Genomic DNA, 19,204 nt, shown 5'->3' on the forward strand with positions numbered 1-19,204 from the left:
TGCTGAGTTAGGAGTTAAGAGTTAGGAGTTTTGTTTATCTCCTCATCTCCCTCATCTCCCTCATCTCCCCTACTCCCTACTCCCCACTCCCTACTCCCCACTCCCTACTCCCTAAGTTGTTTCAGGGTTTGGTAAATATTTGAGCAAAACGCCGCGATCGCCAATTATAAATCCCCGCTCTGGCTCTAAGAACACAATCTTGTACAAATTAGCCGCAACTTCTTCTACCTCACGGTCTTTTTCCCAGGTTTTGCCACCGTCGGCACTGCGTAGCAAATTACCGCTACCGCCACCTACCCAAATTTCATTAGGTGTGCGATATGCTAAATCTAGTAAACCCCAACTGGTGGATAACTCTGGATATTGTGCCTTTTGCCACTCGTCAGGTTTACTTTCGTCACTAAACTGAAGTTGACCTCCTCTAGCTAGCAACCACAATTGCCCATTGTCAGCAAAGCCCATGTTTTCTACCCGCCGAGAACTATTGCGGTTATGGGGTACCCAAGCATCTTGCCCTGGTTCCCAAGTTGAGTAGAAACTACCCTTAGCCGAAACTGCAACATATTTACCATCAGCAGAACGTTCCAAGTTACGCACCACACCCACTGCTGATTCCACTTGGGCTTTCCAGTTTTTACCACCGTCTGTGGTCTTATATATGGCTCCAACATTAGTAGCCATTTCAGCTGTATTGTCTGCTAGCGCTTTAACTGCGATCGGACTACCTGGTAGCTTTTCGCTCAGGGGAATACGCGACCAAGAAGCACCTTCATCGCTAGTGTGTAGTAAAAGTCCAGGCTCTCCGGCAATCCAGCCTTCTTTACCTGCAAAACTTACTGAGTCAAAGCGATACTTTTGCTCTTCCAGTTGCAGTATTATTGGTTTCCAGGTATTACCACCGTCATTGGTTTCCAATAGGGTGGCATTGCTACCTACTAAGTAGCCATGCTCAAGGTTATTAGTAAAAGCAATATCCAATAAATTCGAGTCTGTTGGCACAGAAATGACTTTCCAAGGGTTGTAGCTAACAGAGGGGACTTGGCTACAACCTATGCACATCACGACTACTATTAACAAGGCAAATATTCGTTGCCAACCTTTCACAATTGAATGCATCAGTATTTCTTAGTTATTTCTAAATTTTTGTCGGAGTTGGCAGCTAGGATGCTGGAAAATCCTGCGTTTTTCATTTTGAATTTTGTTAGCGTAGCGTAAAGCCTCTCGTAGAGAGCGTTATTTAGAATTGCTTAAGGGCTGTCATTGTAAGCCGTAGAGACTAATAAAAAACAAGAAACCAAGAGCCAAAGCACCAAAAATTAAGATATTCTTTTGGGTTGGCGTTAGGTTGTTGACACCCAAACCATAACCGAGATTTTCTTTGAAGCCGGATGCAGTACCGGCAGGGCCAATGTTGGCAAAAGCGGTCTTTTTAGCAGAACAAACTGGACAGCGCCAATTCATGGGCAGTTCTGCAAAGAGTGTCCCGGAAGGAATATCATGCTTGTCATCTCCCTTCTCAGGTTCGTAAACATAACCGCAGGCGCGACACTCGTAGCGGTCTAACACCGGAGTCTCAACAGCTGGTTCGCTCATGGCTAAGGCCTCGCAGAGAAGAAATCTTAAATATACGTTAAAAATTATGACATAATTGTTAGACTTTTCTATCACTAGCAAAAGCGAATCAAATACTTGAAGTGCGTCTGTTTCCCAGATTTCAGAAAAACCAAACAGATATAATGTAAAAGAAAGTTACGCAGTTAAGGGATTGGGCATCGGGCATTGGGCATTGGGGTATTGGGCATGGTTATTTTCCTTGTCCCCCTCATCTTCCTCATCTCCCTACTCCCCACTCCCCACTTCGATTACACCATAAACGGTAGATACTCATTGTGTTTGTCCTCAGCGGTTACGAGTACCTTCTAGGCTTCTTCATCATCTGTAGCCTAGTACCTGCCTTAGCGCTCTCAGCTTCCAAGCTCCTACGACCCAGTGGTTACGCCCCAGAACGTCGCACTACTTATGAATCTGGCATGGAACCCATCGGGGGAGCCTGGATTCAGTTCAACATCCGCTACTACATGTTTGCTCTAGTCTTCGTCGTCTTTGATGTGGAGACTGTATTCTTGTATCCTTGGGCGGTAGCTTTCCACCGTTTGGGGCTATTGGCTTTTATTGAAGCGCTAGTCTTTATTGCAATTCTTGTAGTCGCTTTAGTTTACGCATGGCGTAAAGGAGCTTTGGAATGGTCTTGAATTCTAACTTAACAACCCAGGGCAAAGAGCGAATCATCAACCCCATTGAACGGACTACAATCACTCAAGACCTTTCAGAAAACGTCATTTTGACGACGGTTGACGATCTTTACGACTGGGCGCGGCTTTCTAGTTTGTGGCCGTTGTTATTTGGTACTGCTTGCTGCTTTATTGAGTTTGCAGCTTTAATTGGTTCCCGATTTGACTTTGACCGTTTTGGGCTAATTCCCCGTTCTAGTCCCCGCCAAGCCGATTTAATTATTACGGCAGGGACTATTACGATGAAGATGGCTCCGCAACTGGTACGTCTTTATGAACAAATGCCAGAGCCGAAGTATGTAATTGCGATGGGAGCTTGCACAATTACTGGCGGAATGTTCAGCGTTGATTCTCCTACGGCAGTGCGCGGAGTCGATAAACTGATTCCTGTGGATGTGTACTTACCTGGTTGTCCTCCCCGTCCAGAAGCAATTATCGATGCAATCATTAAGCTGCGGAAGAAAATCTCCAATGAATCGATGCAAGAGCGGGGTAAAATTAAACAAACTCACCGCTACTACAGCACGACTCATAACCTGAAGCCAGTAGAGGAAATCTTAACTGGTAAGTATTTGCAGTCAGAAACTCGCTCTGTACCACCGAAGGAATTGACGGAAGCGATTGGTATGCCAATACCACCTGCACTACTGACAGCAAAGGCACAAAAGGAGGAACAAACCCGTGGCTGAAGAAGAATCTAAACCGGTACCAGCAGCGAAAGAAGAGTCATTGGTACAAGCGGGTAAAGTTTCCCTGTGGTTGACGGAAAATGGCTTTGACCATGAGTTTTTAGCACCAGATAAGAATGGTGTAGAGATAATTAAGGTGGCGGCAGATTTCTTGCTTCCTACCGCTACAGCCCTTTATGCTTATGGGTTTAATTATCTCCAGTGTCAAGGTGGTATTGACCTTGGCCCAGGACAAGAATTAGTGAGTATGTATCACTTGCTTAAAGTGGGTGATAATAGCGATCGCCCCGAAGAAGTGCGAGTGAAGGTGTTCTTACCACGGGAAAATCCCGTAGTGCCTTCTGTATACTGGATTTGGAAGGCAGCAGATTGGCAAGAGCGCGAGTCTTACGATATGTTCGGCATTATCTACGAAGGACACCCAAATCTGAAGCGGCTTTTGATGCCGGAAGATTGGGTAGGTTGGCCTTTGCGGAAGGATTACATCTCGCCTGATTTCTACGAGTTGCAAGACGCTTATTAGTAGAGACGCGACGCCAGTCGCTACAACGGGGAGCCACTCCGTTGGGCGGCTTTGCCGACTTGAAGGAAGTGGCGTGGGAACCCCCGCAACGCGCTGGCTCATTAATCGCGTCTCTACAAGAGTGAGGATTTTGATAAACTCACCACCAACCCCTTTCCGTCGGCGGAGAGGGGTAATGTTTTTTAGGGTTATGATGAAAGAAGATAATATTTTATTTTCAAACACAGACGCATAGAGATGGAGTAAAGATTTTTGAGTTGGGGCTAGACAGGCAGTAATATAAATACGCAGTAAAAATATTATTTTGTCAGAGCCAATGTCTAATGAATTACAAGAGTCTTTTAAACAAGCGTATTCTAACCTCGAATTATTGCCACTGTTGGAAAAGAAAGAAATAGAGAATTTTAGAGTAGATTATGGTAATGATTCTATAGAAAAGTTAATTCAATATATTGAATACAGTCCTAATGGTGACGCAAAGATTGTATTTACTGGACATCGGGGCTGCGGTAAATCATCTTTATTAGCTGAGTTAAGTAGACAAATTCAAGATAACTATTTTGTAGTTTTCTTTTCCATTGCTGACAGTATTGAAATGTCGGCTGTTAATCATATCAATATTTTGTTTGCGATCGCTCTGAATTTAATGTATGAGGCGGAAGCACGCAGAGTAGAAATTCCTAAAACTACTAAAGATCAAATCTATGGGTGGTTTGCAACTCGCACTCGGACTACAGAGGCAGAGTTAAAAGGTGGGCTGGAGTTGGGTTTTAATTTGCTCAGTTTCTTGAAAGCTCAATTAAAAGCTGATGCGAAAGTGAGAGAGGAAATTAAACAGGAATTTGAACGCAAAATATCGGAGTTAGTTGCCCGCATTAATGAAATTGCTGCATTGATTCAAGTCACTACTAAAAAAGATACTCTAGTCATTATTGATGACTTAGATAAACTAGACTTGGCAACAGTCAATGAAATTTATGGAAATAATATTAAATCGCTGTTTCAACCTAATATTAGGATTATTTATACTGTCCCTATTGCGGTAATGTGTAACAGTTTTATTTGGGAAAATATTAAGTCAGAAAGCAAAAACCAAACTGAGCTAATGTCTGTTATCAAAATTTTTCATAAGGGTGATAATCGTTTGCCTGATGCCAAGCCTCGGAGTGAAGCAACAAATATTTTATGTGAAATATTACAAAAACGAATTTCTAGTGAATTAATAGACAAGTCAGCCGCAGAGATGATTGTTGTTTACAGTGGTGGAGTGCTGCGGGAGTTGATTCGTCTGGCTAATATATGCTGTCTCATCTGTTTGCGACTTATCAGGCGGAAACCAGGAGAAAGAATCGTGATTGATGACCAAATTATAGAACAAGCAATTAAGGAAATTCGTAACGATCTTTCCCTGCGTTTAGGAAAAGAAGATTTCCAAATTTTGAAAACTACTTATGAGAATTTCGAGCCTGACGACGTACAGCAGTCAGAGTTTTTAGAATTACTACATGGTTTGCGTATCTTGGAATATCGTAATGATGAAACTTGGTATGATGTTCACCCCATTCTTGTAGAAACTTTGAAACGCAGGGGATTGATTAATTAATGATGAATGAAGACTTGCTGACAGATGATGAAAACAGAGATGCTTATGATTATTTAACTATTTCTATTGAAGCGAAAGCACATCGATTAAATTTGCTAATTGCTGTTTGTGATGATGCTAGTTTTCGTGATGAGATTATTGCTCAGTATGAATCAGAATTACAGCCACAAATTCGTTGCTATCGGGTGACATTGGCAAGGAATGAGCCGAGTTTGACGGCTGCTATTTCTCAATTGGTAAAAAGCGAGGAATATTTGCAGCAACATAACCCAGCAGTAATTACTGTGACTGGTGCTGAACAGCTTTATTTTCTCAAACTGGGAGAGGAGCGTTCGGAACAAGAGATATTTTTCGGTTACTTGCAGTGGACTAGGGAAGCGTTGAGGGAATTTCCGTTTGCGATTGTGTTGTGGGTGACTAATCAGATTTTAGTTAACTTGATTAAGAAAGCACCTGATTTTTGGAGTTGGCGCAATGGTGTATTTCGGTTTGTATCTAGAAAGAAAAACACTATTTCTGGTAAAGATATAGAACCGATTCGTTTTGCTTTCAGTGGCAACGAAATTTCAGGCTTTGATGATGATAACCCTTATTTATTGCCCATAGAAGATTTGCAAAAATTTATTCAAAATGCAGAACAGCGAGGTGTAAAAGATGCAACTTTAGCAACTTTGTACTTTAGCTTAGGAGATATTTATAGTAAAAGACTTGAGCGGGGCGAGTTTCAAGATTACAAAAAAGAACAAGAATTAGGAATTGAGTATTTTAGCAAGGCTATTAAACTGCAAAAAGAGTTAGGTTTAGAGAAAGACTTAGCCACTAGCCTCAACAATTTAGCGTATCTCTACGATTCCCAAGGCAGATACAGTGAAGCCGAACCCCTTTATCAACAAGCTTTAGCACTCGACCGTAAGCTGCTGGGCGAATCACACCCAGATGTTGCCACTAGCCTCAACAACCTCGCGGGACTCTACGATTCCCAAGGCAGATACAGCGAAGCCGAACCCCTTTATCAACAAGCTTTAGCACTTAGGCGCAAGCTGCTGGGTGAAGAACACCCAGATGTCGCCACTAGCCTCAACAATTTAGCGTATCTCTACGATTCCCAAGGCAGATACAGTGAAGCCGAACCTCTTTATCAACAAGCTTTAGCACTTAGGCGCAAGCTGCTGGGTGAAGAACACCCAGATGTCGCCACTAGCCTCAACAATTTAGCGTATCTCTACGATTCCCAAGGCAGATACAGTGAAGCCGAACCTCTTTATCAACAAGCTTTAGCACTTAAGCGCAAGCTGCTGAGCGAAGAACACCCAGATGTCGCCACTAGCCTCAACAACCTAGCAGGACTCTACTCTTTCCAAGGCAGATACAGTGAAGCCGAACCCCTTTATCAACAAGCTTTAGCACTTAGGCGCAAGCTGGTGGGCGAAGAACACCCAGATGTTGCCACTAGCCTCAACAACCTCGCGGGACTTTACCGTTCTCAAGACAGATATAGTGAAGCCGAACCTCTGTATATCCAAGCTTTAGATATTGTAGAGAGGCGGTTAGGGTTAAATCACCCAAAAACTGTAACTGTGCGTAAAAATTTAGCAGATTTGCGCGATCGCCTCTCCTCAGAACAGTAACAGCGATCGCCTAATCTCGGCTTTTGGAGTTCCAAGCAAGAATATTCTTGTTTCAAGCAAGAACGTTTTTGTTTCAAGTAAGAATGTTCTTGTTTTAAGTGAGAACATCCCTGTTTCAAGCTAGAAGTTTCGTGTTTTGAAGTGGAATGGTGGGGTTATGAGGGCGATCGCTTGACCTTGGAACCTCAAACTTGATACTCTCAGCTTAAACTTTGGTAGCGATCGCCCCGAAGAAGTGCGAGTGAAGGTGTTCTTACCACAGGAAAATCCTGTAGTGCCCTCTGTATACTGGATTTGGAAGGCCGCAGATTGTCAAGAGCGCGAGTCTTACGATATGTTCGGCATTATCTACGAAGGACACCCAAATCTCAAGCGGCTAGTGATTTTTTCTTGCTCTCTACTGCATCAAACTACTCCTGTTACAAGTGGACGGCGTTTTGTTCTTCTGTCGTTCTTTTATAATGAGCAAGATGCCCAGTTACAGGAAGAAAATAGCAAGTACGTTGTACTCGACAATACTGATGGTAATTAGAGGTAAAAAAGTTTGTAAACAGACATATCTTTCTATTCAAAACAGGATTCAGGATAACATTTAGCAAAGCAGTGTCTTAGCCTTTGGCCTAACCCACCCTAATATAGCGGTTCTCAATTGCATGGAATACAGACCTAACCCCCAGCCCCTTCCCTTCAAGGGAAGGGGAGTAAGATTCAAAGCCTCTTTCCTTTTAGGAGAGAGGTTTGGAGAGAGGTCAAAACTGTACTGCACCCAAGCAAGAACTGCTATAAAACTAGGCAAACTTTTTAATTAAAAGAATTTACCAAATCCACCACCACCAGGAGTTTCTATCACAAAAACATCTCCAGTTTTCATCTCTACTGTTGCTGTGCTATCTAAATTTTCTTCAATTCCATTCTGACGTTGTATCCAGTTGCGTCCAACTTTTCCTGCCTCCCCACCATTTAATCCAAAGGGAGGAATAACCCGATGACCAGAAAGAATATTAGCTGTCATCGGTTCAAGAAATCGAATCCGGCGGACAACTCCATTACCACCCGAATATTTTCCTTTGCCACCGCTATCGGGACGAAGACTAAAGCTTTCTAAAAGTACAGGATAACGGGTTTCTAAAATTTCTGGATCGGTCAAGCGGGAGTTAGTCATGTGAGAATGAACACCATCAGTGCCATCAAAATCAATTCCGGCGCCAGAGCCACCGCAGATAGTTTCATAATATTGATATTGCTCATTACCAAAAGTAAAATTATTCATCGTTCCTTGAGAAGCAGCCATAACACCCAAAGCACCATATAAAGTATCAACAATAGTTTGAGAAGTCTCTACATTACCCGCAACTACTGCGGCTGGATAGGTTGGATTGAGCATACAGCCAACCGGAATAATAATTTCTAAAGGATTAAGACACCCAGCATTGAGAGGAATATTATCATCAACTAAAGTACGGAAGACATATAAGACTACTGCTTGAGTTACAGCTTTAGGAGCATTGAAATTACTATTTAGTTGCCGAGAAGTACCAGTAAAATCGATGGTAGCACTGCGGTTTTCTGGGTGAATCGTTACTTTAACTTGAATTTGTGCGTCATTGTCCATTTTATAAGTAAATGAGCCATCCTTGAGAACTGCGATCGCACATCTAACAGACTCCTCAGCATTAGCTTGCACAAATTTCATATAAGCTTGAACAGTATCAAGTCCGTATTGTGAAACCATTTTCCGCAGTTCTTGAACTCCTCGTTCATTGGCGGCAATTTGTGCTTTTAAATCAGCTAGATTTTGGTCGGCGTTCCGAGCAGGATAAGTATGATTTGAGAGGTGCTGTCTGATTGCTGATTCTCGAAAATTCCCCTCTTCAACTAAGAGAAAATTATCAAAAATAATTCCTTCTTCTTCAACTGTGGTACTCTGGGGAGGCATGGAACCGGGAGTAATTCCACCGATATCAGCTTGGTGTCCGCGAGAAGCGACGTAGAATAGGGGAGTAGATGCAGAATTTTCTCTACTTTCTAGAAAAACAGGGGTAATTGCAGTTACGTCAGGAAGATGTGTACCGCCGTTATAGGGATTATTGGATAGATAGACATTTCCCGGTTGTAGGGTATCGCCTTTATCATTAATTAAACTGCGGACACTTTCGCTCATTGAGCCTAAATGTACGGGAATATGGGGGGCATTTGCTACTAATAATCCAGAAGAGTCAAAGATAGCGCAGGAGAAATCTAGCCTTTCTTTGATATTCACTGATGTGGCCGTGTTTTGGAGAATAATCCCCATTTGTTCTGCAATAAATTGATAGAGATTTTTGAATATTTCTAAGCGGACGGGATCAGGTTGAGATGTTGTGTACATTTTTAATTCCTATAAGTTGAGTTAAGCAAAGTGCAACCCAACACAAAACTTGATTGATGTTGGGTGTCACTTCATACATTATGTTCTCGACCTATAAACCTCATACATTAAGAGGCTACCTGCTACAGCAAGATTGAGGGAGTCAACCGTACCTACCATTGGAATCCGAACAAGATGTTGGCATAAGTCTCGCTGTTCTGGAGTTAGACCTTGGCGCTCCTCGCCCAGCAAAAGAAGAGTAGAATTGGGATAATTAAACTGATGAAATTCAGATATCCCATCTGGTGAAGCACCAATAACAGGACAATGGTGGTTCTCTACCCAATGACGGAGCGCAGAAAAGCTTGTGCGTACAAACTTCTGGTTAAAGAGCGAACCCATAGATGCCCGAATAACATCGGGAGCAAAAGGATCTACGCTATCTTTGATAAAAATAAACCCAGCACCGCCAACAGCTTCTGATGTGCGAATCAAGGTTCCGAGGTTTCCTGGTGAGCGAACAGTTTCAAGAACCACCCAGCACAAATCAGGTTGTGGCGAGATATCACGCAGCTTGAACCAACGCTGACGAACAATTGCACCAACTCCAGAAGCACGTTCACTTTGGGAAACACGTCGAAACTGTTCGGGTGTAAGGCTGATGCAAGGAACACCAGAACGCCGAGATTGCCGAACTAGTTTCCGTGCTAAAGGTGCTGTGAGCAGTTTCTCACTAAACGCGATCGCCAATATATCAAAACCGTTGTCAATTACTTTTACAAAATTACGCACACCCTCGATGTAGAACAATCCAGAGGCGTTACGATATGTGCGGTCAAATTGGAGCCTTTTAACTTCGGTTAGCGTAGCCTCAACATCTAACCGTTCATGGCTGGAACTATTAACACCAGCCATCCTCCTTGAGCAGAGCTACTTGGCTCTCTACATAAAAAACTTGAATTAACATGAGATATTGCGGAAACTATACCGCAGACATCAACTTCACTGCGATCTATATTAGCATGGACTCTTTATATTTTTAATATTCCCAGTCATAGATAATATCGCTAAAGTCTAATTTTTTAAGATCGTCTTTTAAAATGCGAAAATTACATACACTGTATATCCAGTTAATACTTAACACATCATTAGATTCGCTAGCCATTTGAAACAAAAGAATTTCTGGGTCTTGTTCAATTGCATTTCGAAGAAATTCCGTCGTTTTTTCTTCTAGATGAACAGTATAAATTAATTCTGTTCTCACAAAATCTGGATAACCACCTATTTTACTACGGCAAGAATATGATAGCTTTATATACTCGTCAAATATTCCTTCATTAGTATCTAAGAGGTCAAAATAATCATTCGCAACAATTTCATTGATGCCACTGTAACTTATTGGTGCATATTTTTGAGTAAAATTTAAACTACAACAGCCATCAATAATATTTGTTTCTGTTTTAGGCAAAAAATCAAAATTTCTGATAATATTTTTTATATTTAAGTCTGGTTTTTCAAAATATAAAACTCTAAATCCAGATTGGTCTGTTTGATTTTTATAGTTCAAACCATACGGAAATTCATAACTGATATAAAACTGCACAATACCCTGATTTGGGAAACCTTCCAATAGAGGTACTTCGGCAAAATTAATCTGTGCAATAAAAAATAAATAGTCACCTTCGGAACTTTTTGGATAATCAAAACCTTTTGGTAAATAAGGCAAACCACCAAATTTACTTTGCCACCAATCTACCTGGTCATTATTTTCAATTGTGATTTCAATAAAAGGCCGTATCGTCGCTTCAATTCTGTCCCGATAAGGTTCTAGTTCTGGAGGAATGGGAATGTACGGTTTATAATTCATATACTACTCATCAATATCAATATTTGACCAACTTTTGCTATGAAGATGTATACAAAAATTTTGAAATGATAATTTATCGCAGTATACCATCATTGCTATTTAAGATTGACTTGCCGCCCTGATTCTTTACCTTCTAGATAAAATTAAATGATTATGTTCAGTTAATCTTGCTTCCCAGTTAGGCTCAACTACAATTGTGCTAATTTTTTCGATAATAATCGCAGGCCCATTAATATTATCTTCTGGTTGTAAATCTTCCCGTCGATAAACAGGAGCATCATGCCATCTATCAGCAGTAAATATCTTTACTGTCTCAACAGATACGGGGGCTTCATCTAGAGAACGAGTACGAATAATTAAAGGTTCTTCGGGAGTATCCATTTTCTGAATTACTTCCACTGAAGCAGATTCGACAATTAAGCTTTTCTCTAATTGAATAAAACCATAGCGAGATTTATGTTCAATCTCAAATTCTTGTCGCATCTTTACCACATTATCAGTAAAATTAACTGTCAAAGTAGTGTTAGTACCCTCATATTTTAAGTTAGCTTTTCGGATTACTTCTACTTGACTCAGTGTTCCATCCATTTCACTACTAGCTTGAGTTTCTAAATGTTCCATTAACTCCTGTAAGTTAGGAACTAATGCTTGAGTTAAAGGTTGTTCAACTCCTGCTTCTCTAATTGCCCCCACATCAGCTAATCCCATTCCGTAAGCAGACAGAACTCCCGCATAAGGATGTAGAAATATTTTTTTCATTCCCAAGGTATCGGCAATTAAACAAGCAACTTGCCCACCTGCACCGCCAAAACAACAAAGCACATATTGGGTAACATCATAACCGCGTTGCAAACTAATTTTTTTAATTGCGTTCGCCATATTTTCCACTGCGATCGCCATAAATCCAGCGGCTACTTGTTCAGGAGTACAATGATTTAACGTAGCGGCTTGAATGTCTTGAGTTAATTGGGTAAATTGTTGAATAACAATATCTTTATTTAAAGGTAAATTACCATCAATGCCAAAAACTGAGGGAAAATATTGTGGGTGAATCTTACCTAACATCACATTGGCATCAGTAACTGCTAATGGCCCGCCACGTCGATAACAAGCAGGCCCAGGATTTGACCCGGCAGATTTAGGGCCAACACGATAACTAGAACCATCAAAAAAGAGAACTGAACCGCCTCCAGCAGCAATGGTATTAATTGCTAATACAGGAACTCGCATCCGTGCCCCAGCAATTTCTGAATCTAGTTGTCGTTCATATTCTCCTTTAAAGTGAGCAACATCTGTACTTGTTCCTCCCATATCAAAAGTAATAACTAACTTGAAACCTGCTCTTTTACTAGTTTGAAGTGCGCCAACAATACCACCAGCCGGCCCACTTAAAATACTATCTTTTCCTTGAAATTGTTCCGCTGCGACTAAACCGCCATCAGATTTCATGAACATTAATTTGACGCTGGGTAACTGACTCGCTACTTGGTTAACGTAACGACGTAAAATAGGAGTTAAATAAGCATCGACTACTGTTGTATCTCCCCGACTAACCAATTTCATTAAGGGACTAACTTGATGGGATACAGATATTTGAGTAAAGCCAATCTCTTGGGCAAGTTTAGCTATTTGTTGTTCGTGTTCAGGATAGCGATCGCTGTGCATAAAAACAATAGCACAACTCCGAATTCCTATATGGTAAACTGCTTGTAAATCACTTTTGACTTTTTCAATATTTATAGATATTAATTCATTTCCTTTAGCATCATAGCGTTCATCTATCTCAATCACCTGTTCATAAAGCATCGTTGGTAAAATTATCTGGCGCGCAAAGATGTTAGGACGATTTTGGTAGCCAATTCGCAGCGCATCTTTAAACCCTTTGGTTATCAGAAGAACAACCCTGTCTCCTTTTCTTTCTAACAACGCATTTGTTGCTACTGTTGTCCCCATTTTTACCACTTCTATCGCTTCAGTTGGAATGGGTTCGTTGCTAGCAATACCCATGATATCTCGAATCCCTTGGATGGCTGCATCTTGATATTGTTCGAGATTTTCTGAAAGTAGTTTGTAGACTATAATCCATTGCTGATTAGGCAGAGTCACAATTAAAAAACGTTCAGGATGTTTTGAAACTCCATCGATAATTGCTTGATTATTAGTAACAGCAACAATATCTGTGAATGTACCACCACGGTCAGCAAAAACCTTCAACATTACTCTGTTTACTCGATAGTATAGAGGTAGCATAACAATAGAATTTAGAGTATTTATACTTCCTCAATTTTAAGTTTTGATTTTTCAGCTAGTGAGGCGGGTTAGCGACGCCGAATAGCCCGTCGTAGACATCGCTACATCCAACCCAGGCATCGCGTCTGAGAAATTGTAGCTATTGCAACCAGTAAGTTTAAGTATTCTTAAATTCATAATCATGCTATTATAAAACTAATATCAAATCGGTTCTGGTGGGGATCAGCCATCAGACGCAAGGGGGAAAGTTCGGTGTAAATCCGGCGCTGTCCCGCAGCTGTAATGAGGCTTATGCCTCAAAGTCAGAATGCCCGACTGTGATACTGCTTAGAATCACAAAAAACTGCTAACTTCTCTTGCTCAAAATATAGGTCAACGGCTGTGATAAGATGATGTTCCTCCTTCACATTGAAAGCTGAAACCATGTCGTAGAAATTTGCATAAACAGATCCATCTTTAAAAATGGACGTTTGAATTTTTGGAAAAAGCCCTTTGTTTGCTAAAGCGTGAATTAGAAATAATTCTATAGGAGAATCTGCTCCCCACAGCTTACGAATCTCTAACTTTGAGAAGGAAGTGTAATAACGCTTGATTCTATAATCACGGTATTTTCTTCGAGTACGGTTGTCAGCAGAAACTATGTCTGTGAGGAGTATATCCCGTTTGTTATACTTGCTTGCCAAGAAATACACGCCAATAATGAATCCAATCGAGTCAGTATAGATATCCAGATTACTTTGTGAATTGAAAAAAGTTCCAAAGCTTCCAAATAAATCCCATTCTCCTTTAAATGGGTTGAAATTTAGATATACAGGTTCTTGTTCCAAGACTTTTTCTATAGAAAAGTTCTTGAAAAATGTAGCACTCATTTCCTGTGGCTTACCTCTTTTTGATGCTGGGATAAGGGAGATACTGTAGGGTCTTCCCTGAATTACATTGTCGGAACATCTCAAATCATAGAAATTGGCTACTACAAATACCATTTGAAACTTGATTTCTTGCCTTAAATAGTAATCAATGGCTTCTTGAGATGGTTGTAGTGTAATTCCAGAAGGATACAGTCTAGCAATATCTAATGTTATTGGTTCAAGACCATCTAATGTAAGAATGTCGATGTTAAGGACTTCTGGTAAAACAGAAAAGTTGGGAGCAAAAGGTAAGTGTGGCAGGCGCTTATAATACGGAATTTTTTCTAAGCTGAGTGGACGATTAACAATCATTGTTACTGCTGAATCAGATTTGAAGAGCTTTAAGAGGCTACCAAGTTCTCTCTTGAGAATAGCGCACTGACCTTGGCTCTCGCCTCACAGCATTCTGATCGAAAATATTGTGCTTCGCAGCAGGAACCATTTTTAAAGACGCGATATATCGCGTCTCTACATCTAAACCAATAATAAATCCTTCTTAGAAATCATCCCAACCTTCAATGCTAGAGGACATGACGTAACTGGTGACACTCGCCTCAAAGAAGTTTGCCTTCGTGTGAGCTTCTTTCTTAGTATCTGAGAAACGCTCCAAATGAGCATAGGGGCTTTTCTTGTAGGTAGCTTCTGGAAATAATTGCTCTAAACCGATCGCCTTCAACCGAGCATTTGCCAGATATTTTGTGTAGTGTTCTGTACTGTTTGCCGTAATACCCAGAATATCATCTCCGACAATATGTGCTGTCCACTTGCATTCATGCTCGACAGCGAGAGCAAACATTTCGTAGATTTGTTCGCGGCTGTGGGGGAAAACTTGCATCGCTTCTGGAATCAATTTTTGATACAGGCGCACATGGGAGAGTTCATCCCGGTTAATCATTCTAAAGATATCGGCACTCCCAGACATCAGCATTCGTGATGACAGGTTGTAGAAAAATATAAACCCATTGTAGAAATACAACCCTTCCAATAAGTAATCTGCTAACAGCGATATGAAATAATTCTCTGGTGTCGGGTTATCGACATACTTTTGGTATAATCCAGCAATGAATTCGCATCGTTGTTTGAGAATGCGATCGCTCCGCCAAAAATCATAGACGTGTGTACGGCGATCGCTGGGAATCACCGTCTCAATAATGTATTGATAAGACTGATTGTGCATTGCCTCTTGGGAAATTTGTTCTGCCATACATAGCGCGATTTCTGGTGCAGTCACGCTGTTTTTGATGTGAGGCACATTACAGGTTTGTACTGAATCAAGAAACGTCAGGTAGCTAAGGATGCCATCAAATGCACGTCGTTCTCCAGGCGTGAGATTGACGTAATCTGTCACATCTTGAGTAATGTCTATTTTTTCAGGAATCCAAAAGTTCTCTCGCATTTGACGGTAGAGAGAGACAGCCCACGAGTAGCGAACATCGTTTAATTGCATTAAGTTCGTAGTCTCTCCGAACCATATTAAACGGTTGCCTGTATCATCATTCCCGTTCGGATTGAAAACGGGATTAATCGGCATTAATGATTGTCTTGGTTGGTACACTTTAATTCTGTTTTGATTAGTTTTCACTCTTAATTGGGCAATGGGTAATGCCCATTGCCCATTGCCTATGCTTGATAACTGATAACTGTTTACTGATGACTAATGTTCAGCTTGCACAAGCAACACATTGCTCGTTCGATTCTTTGAAACTATCTTTTTGAACAGTGCGAATATAGTAGATTGCTTTACAACCCAATTCCCAAGCCAGCATTAGGGTTTCAAAAATATCAAGAGCGGTGAGAGAACGCTCAGGTTCGTCGGGGAAATAAACTCCAGCGTTGAGATTAAATAGCAATTCCATTGAAATTCCTGTATCAATCCATTGTTGGATTGTGGCGATCGCCCGCACCACTTTTTTCTGATCCAGTGTCTTATTTTCGACATAAAACCATAAATTATCCCGAATGTAAGGTGGTGCGATCGGTACTGAACCCTTTGCCCACTTTTCATAAAAGAATTTGCTGTAAACGGGTAAAACACTTGGTGTACAACCCTGAACTAAAGATGAAGAAGTATTGGGTGCGATCGCTGTTGAAGATAAGCCCTTTCAAATTCTTCACCCCAAACTATTGCCAATTCAATGCCTAAACGAGTTCGTACCTCATAAGGATCAACTAACGTCCATTCTTCATCTGCTGCTACTCGCCGCATAAATTCGTCACTGACAACCAATTGCGGGAACACGTCATAAGCTTTGCGTCGCCCGTCCCCATTCTCTGTTTGCATTTCCAAAAATTCGGGCAAGTCCAAACAACTGGCTAGCGAGCCATTGGGAATCCGCAAATTCGCTAAAATGGGCGTTGCTAAAGATATTTGACGACGGGCGATCGCTTCATAAAATTGCTTTGCCCAGGTTAATCGATTATCTGGTGTTTCCACGGAAGCAATCAAGAGCGCACAAGTTAAAAATGCTTCTTGTGGTAGCTCATTCGCCAAAAGATATCGCTTTGTCAGTAATACTGCTCCCGCATAATCATAGTCTGCATCCCAGTCGGAATTGATCCAAGTATTAGCAATCTCTAATTCTGCATCTGTGTAGATTAAAATGCGGCGATCGTATTCTCCTGACAAAACTTTTGTTTGTACAGTCCGAGCATAATAACCGTACTGATAACCACGGCTAACTGTTATTTCTTTCCACAAACTCCAAATGTGTAATCGCCCTGCTACATAGCGCCAATCAGGTTCTTCAGGACTACACAAATCCAAAGCACAGCGAATCAAATTATCTTGAATTTATCTTGTGGTAATTCCAGGACGCAATCGAGTTGTCAGATGTGCTTCTAGAGCAATAGAATTTGCTGAAAGTCTGCAACAAGCCCAATTAACTACTGTGCGAATTTTATTAATTTCTAACGGTGTTGTCGAACCATCGCGACGAACAACATAAATATCCGTTGTAGAGTCCTCAAAAAGTGTGGATGAAGCTTGCATACAAGATGTGTTGATGAATTGTAGAAAAATAATTGTAAGAATGGAAAAGAATTGTTAACTGGGTTTGGCAATAGTAAGGACGTTTTCTATATTGTTTGATTTGCTGACAACCAGTTAAGTAAATCTTCAATAGCTGTAAAATCCAATAAAGCTTCACCAAGTGATTCTAATTGCTCTAAAGAAAGAGTTTGAATGCGCTCCCGAACCTCTTGAGGTAACTCTCCTACCCGTCTTTGTAGTAGCCGTAGTACAAGAGTTTGTCCTTGTTCCTGCTTTCCTTCTTCCTTCCCACGCTCGTAGCCAATGCGTTCGCCTGTGGTAATGTAGCTCATAATCCGCTCCTGCTCAAATTGCTTAAACTCTTGCCAAAATTCTGCTTCCAAGGCTTTTGGTAAAATCATAACCCAATCAATAAATCGGTACAGGTTACGAATATCCCTTTCCTGTAATCCTAATTCATACAATCTGCGAATTAAGCTAAATTTCCAAGTTTTACGTTCTCCTGGCTTTTTACTTGTTTGCTGTGTTTTCAAATGCGCCATGACTACGGTTGCAAATGGATTGTCACTGGCTTCTAATTCTGCCCAATTATTTTGATAATCTAAAAGCTTGACGATGCCAAATTCAAAGTTAAGCCTGGTATCAGGGTAATTATAACTATATTGATTTGGTCGCCATGTCAGGTCAGTATCGCATAAAATCGCCAAACTAATGGCAGGTTTGGCAAATCTATCAAAAATTCGCAGGTTGTAGGAAAACATTCTTTCTGCAAAAATGTCTTCTGATTTTGCCTGAATTTCTACATGGATTAATAGCCAAATTTCTTGTCCTTGAATTTGCCATACTTTGACTAATTTATCTGCATATCGTCTACCAAGTTCTCCTTCACGAGCTATTTGCTGAAATTCTTTATCGAGAAATTCGTGGGGACGTTCCCAATTAATTAATGCTGCTGTTTGGGGGAAGAAAAATTGCATTGCTTGGGGAAAGTAAGCTTCTAAAATTTCTTTCCACGGACTATCATTATCTGCTCTTTCAAGTTCCTCGGTCATCAGTTGATTGATAGATGGTGGACTGACAAATGAATTAAGATTTTTAACAATTTTTGCGTAAGTTATGAAAATGGTCTACAGAATAATGCCAGCGCTATGTCAGCAAACGCTGGCAACCCTAAAAAGTTTGTTGGGTTGAAAAATTTCTAGAAGAATTGCCCAATAAAAATCTAGAGCAAGCTTTGGTAAAGAATGAGACTTGCCCCGATGAATGACGAATGCCAGTATAGATCGACCATTGATTTTTATGCAAGCAAATCACAGTTGTGTTAGTATTCAGATGAATCTCGGTTCTAGTGGGGAACAGCCGCTAGAGGAAACGGGGAAAGTCCGGTGTAAATCCGGCGCTGTCCCGCAGCTGTAATCAAGGCTAGGCTTGCCTTGTGAGTCAGAATGCCCGCCGAAGTGAACTTGTAAATTTTGTACATCTGCGAGGCACAGATAAGTATTTTTATGAAGATTTCTATAACTACTCAGCTTTACGTTCTCATAGTTCCACATATCAAGACGCTACAGATTACGACTTTCTATGAGAGGGTAGGCGTTTAATTTCTGGTACAGATTGCGTTTTTAGATGCAGCGATCGCGATCGCTACTCCAGATGAGAGTATCGCTTGCAAATAGTCACAGCAACAAAAAAACGTTGTATTAACTAACAGATAGAAGTTGTTCAAAACAGGTAGTAAATGGCGTGTATGACGTACATATTACTGTGACACTACTGAACAAATGCTTTTTCAATTACGCATAGAAATTGCTAATTTACTAGACTAATACTTCAGTTAATCATCATGCCGAAATTCTATCTTCACCGAGTTGGGAAGATTCCCACTTCTGTTCATCCCTTTGTCAAACAAACGGCTTTCCCTCAAGACAAACACAAGCCCAGTCTACTTAAAGGGAAAATTATTCAAGATGTTCAAAACAGTGCAATGTCGGTGTATAGGATGATTTATATTGCGATTGCCGACCGTGGGCGGTTACGACATCACTCCTCTGATTCAGGACGAGCAGCAATGAGTAAACCTTTAGATCGACTCAAATAGGCGTACAAGAA

At 40.9% G+C, this 19,204-nt stretch carries 18 protein-coding genes, 1 pseudogene and 2 riboswitches; of the genes and pseudogenes, 7 read left to right on the forward strand and 12 right to left on the reverse strand.

Features of this window, described 5'->3' with window-relative positions:
• Positions 1-111 precede the first annotated feature (111 nt).
• Positions 112-1,116 carry a photosynthesis system II assembly factor Ycf48 gene (locus tag RMY63_RS22775; protein WP_322730891.1) on the reverse strand — a complete coding sequence of 335 codons (1,005 nt, stop codon included), beginning with the start codon at positions 1,114-1,116 and terminating at the stop codon, positions 112-114.
• Positions 1,117-1,257: 141 nt separating this feature from the next.
• A complete protein-coding gene (locus RMY63_RS22780) occupies positions 1,258-1,593 on the reverse strand; it encodes a rubredoxin (protein WP_322730892.1) in 336 nt (111 codons plus the stop codon).
• 296 nt (positions 1,594-1,889) lie between these two features.
• On the opposite strand from RMY63_RS22780, the gene ndhC reads away from it, so the two are divergent.
• The 6 genes and pseudogenes from ndhC to RMY63_RS22810 form a co-directional block, all read left to right on the forward strand.
• Entirely contained in the window at positions 1,890-2,252 is a 363-nt protein-coding gene (ndhC, locus tag RMY63_RS22785; protein ID WP_012411797.1) for a photosynthetic/respiratory NAD(P)H-quinone oxidoreductase subunit C, read from the forward strand.
• On the forward strand, positions 2,243-2,980 hold the full coding sequence (ndhK, locus tag RMY63_RS22790; RefSeq protein WP_322730893.1) for a photosynthetic/respiratory NAD(P)H-quinone oxidoreductase subunit K: 738 nt from the start codon (positions 2,243-2,245) through the stop codon (positions 2,978-2,980). Before ndhC ends, ndhK begins: the two co-directional genes overlap by 10 nt.
• On the forward strand, positions 2,973-3,503 hold the full coding sequence (locus tag RMY63_RS22795; protein ID WP_322730894.1) for an NAD(P)H-quinone oxidoreductase subunit J: 531 nt from the start codon (positions 2,973-2,975) through the stop codon (positions 3,501-3,503). The genes ndhK and RMY63_RS22795 overlap by 8 nt, the downstream gene beginning before the upstream one ends.
• A gap of 316 nt (positions 3,504-3,819) precedes the next feature.
• Positions 3,820-5,106, forward strand: a complete 1,287-nt coding sequence (locus RMY63_RS22800; RefSeq protein ID WP_322730895.1) for an ATP-binding protein — start codon at positions 3,820-3,822, stop codon at positions 5,104-5,106.
• Positions 5,106-6,734, forward strand: a complete 1,629-nt coding sequence (locus RMY63_RS22805; RefSeq protein WP_322730896.1) for a tetratricopeptide repeat protein — start codon at positions 5,106-5,108, stop codon at positions 6,732-6,734. Before RMY63_RS22800 ends, RMY63_RS22805 begins: the two co-directional genes overlap by 1 nt.
• Before the next feature lie 214 nt (positions 6,735-6,948).
• Positions 6,949-7,119, forward strand: a pseudogene (locus RMY63_RS22810) (NADH-quinone oxidoreductase subunit C); the annotation flags it as partial.
• Positions 7,120-7,539: 420 nt separating this feature from the next.
• On the opposite strand, the gene RMY63_RS22815 reads toward RMY63_RS22810, so the two are convergent.
• The 10 genes from RMY63_RS22815 to RMY63_RS22860 form a co-directional block, all read right to left on the reverse strand.
• Complete coding sequence (locus RMY63_RS22815; protein ID WP_322730897.1) at positions 7,540-9,102, reverse strand: hydantoinase B/oxoprolinase family protein; 1,563 nt, start codon at positions 9,100-9,102, stop codon at positions 7,540-7,542.
• Between the two features lie 78 nt (positions 9,103-9,180).
• Positions 9,181-9,996, reverse strand: coding sequence for an RNA methyltransferase (locus RMY63_RS22820; RefSeq protein ID WP_322730898.1), 816 nt, complete (start codon positions 9,994-9,996; stop codon positions 9,181-9,183).
• 124 nt (positions 9,997-10,120) lie between these two features.
• The gene (locus RMY63_RS22825; protein ID WP_322730899.1) at positions 10,121-10,948 is read right to left on the reverse strand and encodes a YwqG family protein; all 828 of its coding nucleotides are present in this window, start codon (positions 10,946-10,948) and stop codon (positions 10,121-10,123) included.
• 126 nt (positions 10,949-11,074) lie between these two features.
• Entirely contained in the window at positions 11,075-13,165 is a 2,091-nt protein-coding gene (locus RMY63_RS22830) for a hydantoinase/oxoprolinase family protein (RefSeq protein WP_322730900.1), read from the reverse strand.
• 224 nt (positions 13,166-13,389) lie between these two features.
• A riboswitch (cobalamin riboswitch) is annotated at positions 13,390-13,532 on the forward strand.
• Positions 13,501-14,418, reverse strand: coding sequence for a hypothetical protein (locus RMY63_RS22835; RefSeq protein ID WP_322730901.1), 918 nt, complete (start codon positions 14,416-14,418; stop codon positions 13,501-13,503). It overlaps the preceding riboswitch by 32 nt.
• Before the next feature lie 184 nt (positions 14,419-14,602).
• Complete coding sequence (locus tag RMY63_RS22840) at positions 14,603-15,661, reverse strand: ribonucleotide-diphosphate reductase subunit beta (protein WP_322730902.1); 1,059 nt, start codon at positions 15,659-15,661, stop codon at positions 14,603-14,605.
• A gap of 106 nt (positions 15,662-15,767) precedes the next feature.
• On the reverse strand, positions 15,768-16,013 hold the full coding sequence (locus RMY63_RS22845; protein ID WP_322730903.1) for a hypothetical protein: 246 nt from the start codon (positions 16,011-16,013) through the stop codon (positions 15,768-15,770).
• Between the two features lie 146 nt (positions 16,014-16,159).
• The gene (locus tag RMY63_RS22850) at positions 16,160-16,885 is read right to left on the reverse strand and encodes a ribonucleotide reductase N-terminal alpha domain-containing protein (protein WP_322730904.1); all 726 of its coding nucleotides are present in this window, start codon (positions 16,883-16,885) and stop codon (positions 16,160-16,162) included.
• A gap of 12 nt (positions 16,886-16,897) precedes the next feature.
• Positions 16,898-17,095, reverse strand: coding sequence for an ATP cone domain-containing protein (locus RMY63_RS22855; protein WP_322730905.1), 198 nt, complete (start codon positions 17,093-17,095; stop codon positions 16,898-16,900).
• 86 nt (positions 17,096-17,181) lie between these two features.
• Positions 17,182-18,147: a DUF4351 domain-containing protein gene (locus RMY63_RS22860; RefSeq protein ID WP_322730906.1), complete on the reverse strand. Its 966-nt coding sequence runs from the start codon at positions 18,145-18,147 to the stop codon at positions 17,182-17,184.
• Positions 18,148-18,418: 271 nt separating this feature from the next.
• A riboswitch (cobalamin riboswitch) is annotated at positions 18,419-18,567 on the forward strand.
• Between the two features lie 371 nt (positions 18,568-18,938).
• Between RMY63_RS22860 and RMY63_RS22865 the strand changes: the two genes are divergently transcribed.
• Complete coding sequence (locus RMY63_RS22865; RefSeq protein ID WP_322730907.1) at positions 18,939-19,193, forward strand: hypothetical protein; 255 nt, start codon at positions 18,939-18,941, stop codon at positions 19,191-19,193.
• The last annotated feature ends 11 nt before the right edge of the window (positions 19,194-19,204 follow it).

It is taken from the genome of Nostoc sp. ChiQUE01b, assembly GCF_034531255.1.
Lineage (GTDB): Bacteria > Cyanobacteriota > Cyanobacteriia > Cyanobacteriales > Nostocaceae > Nostoc.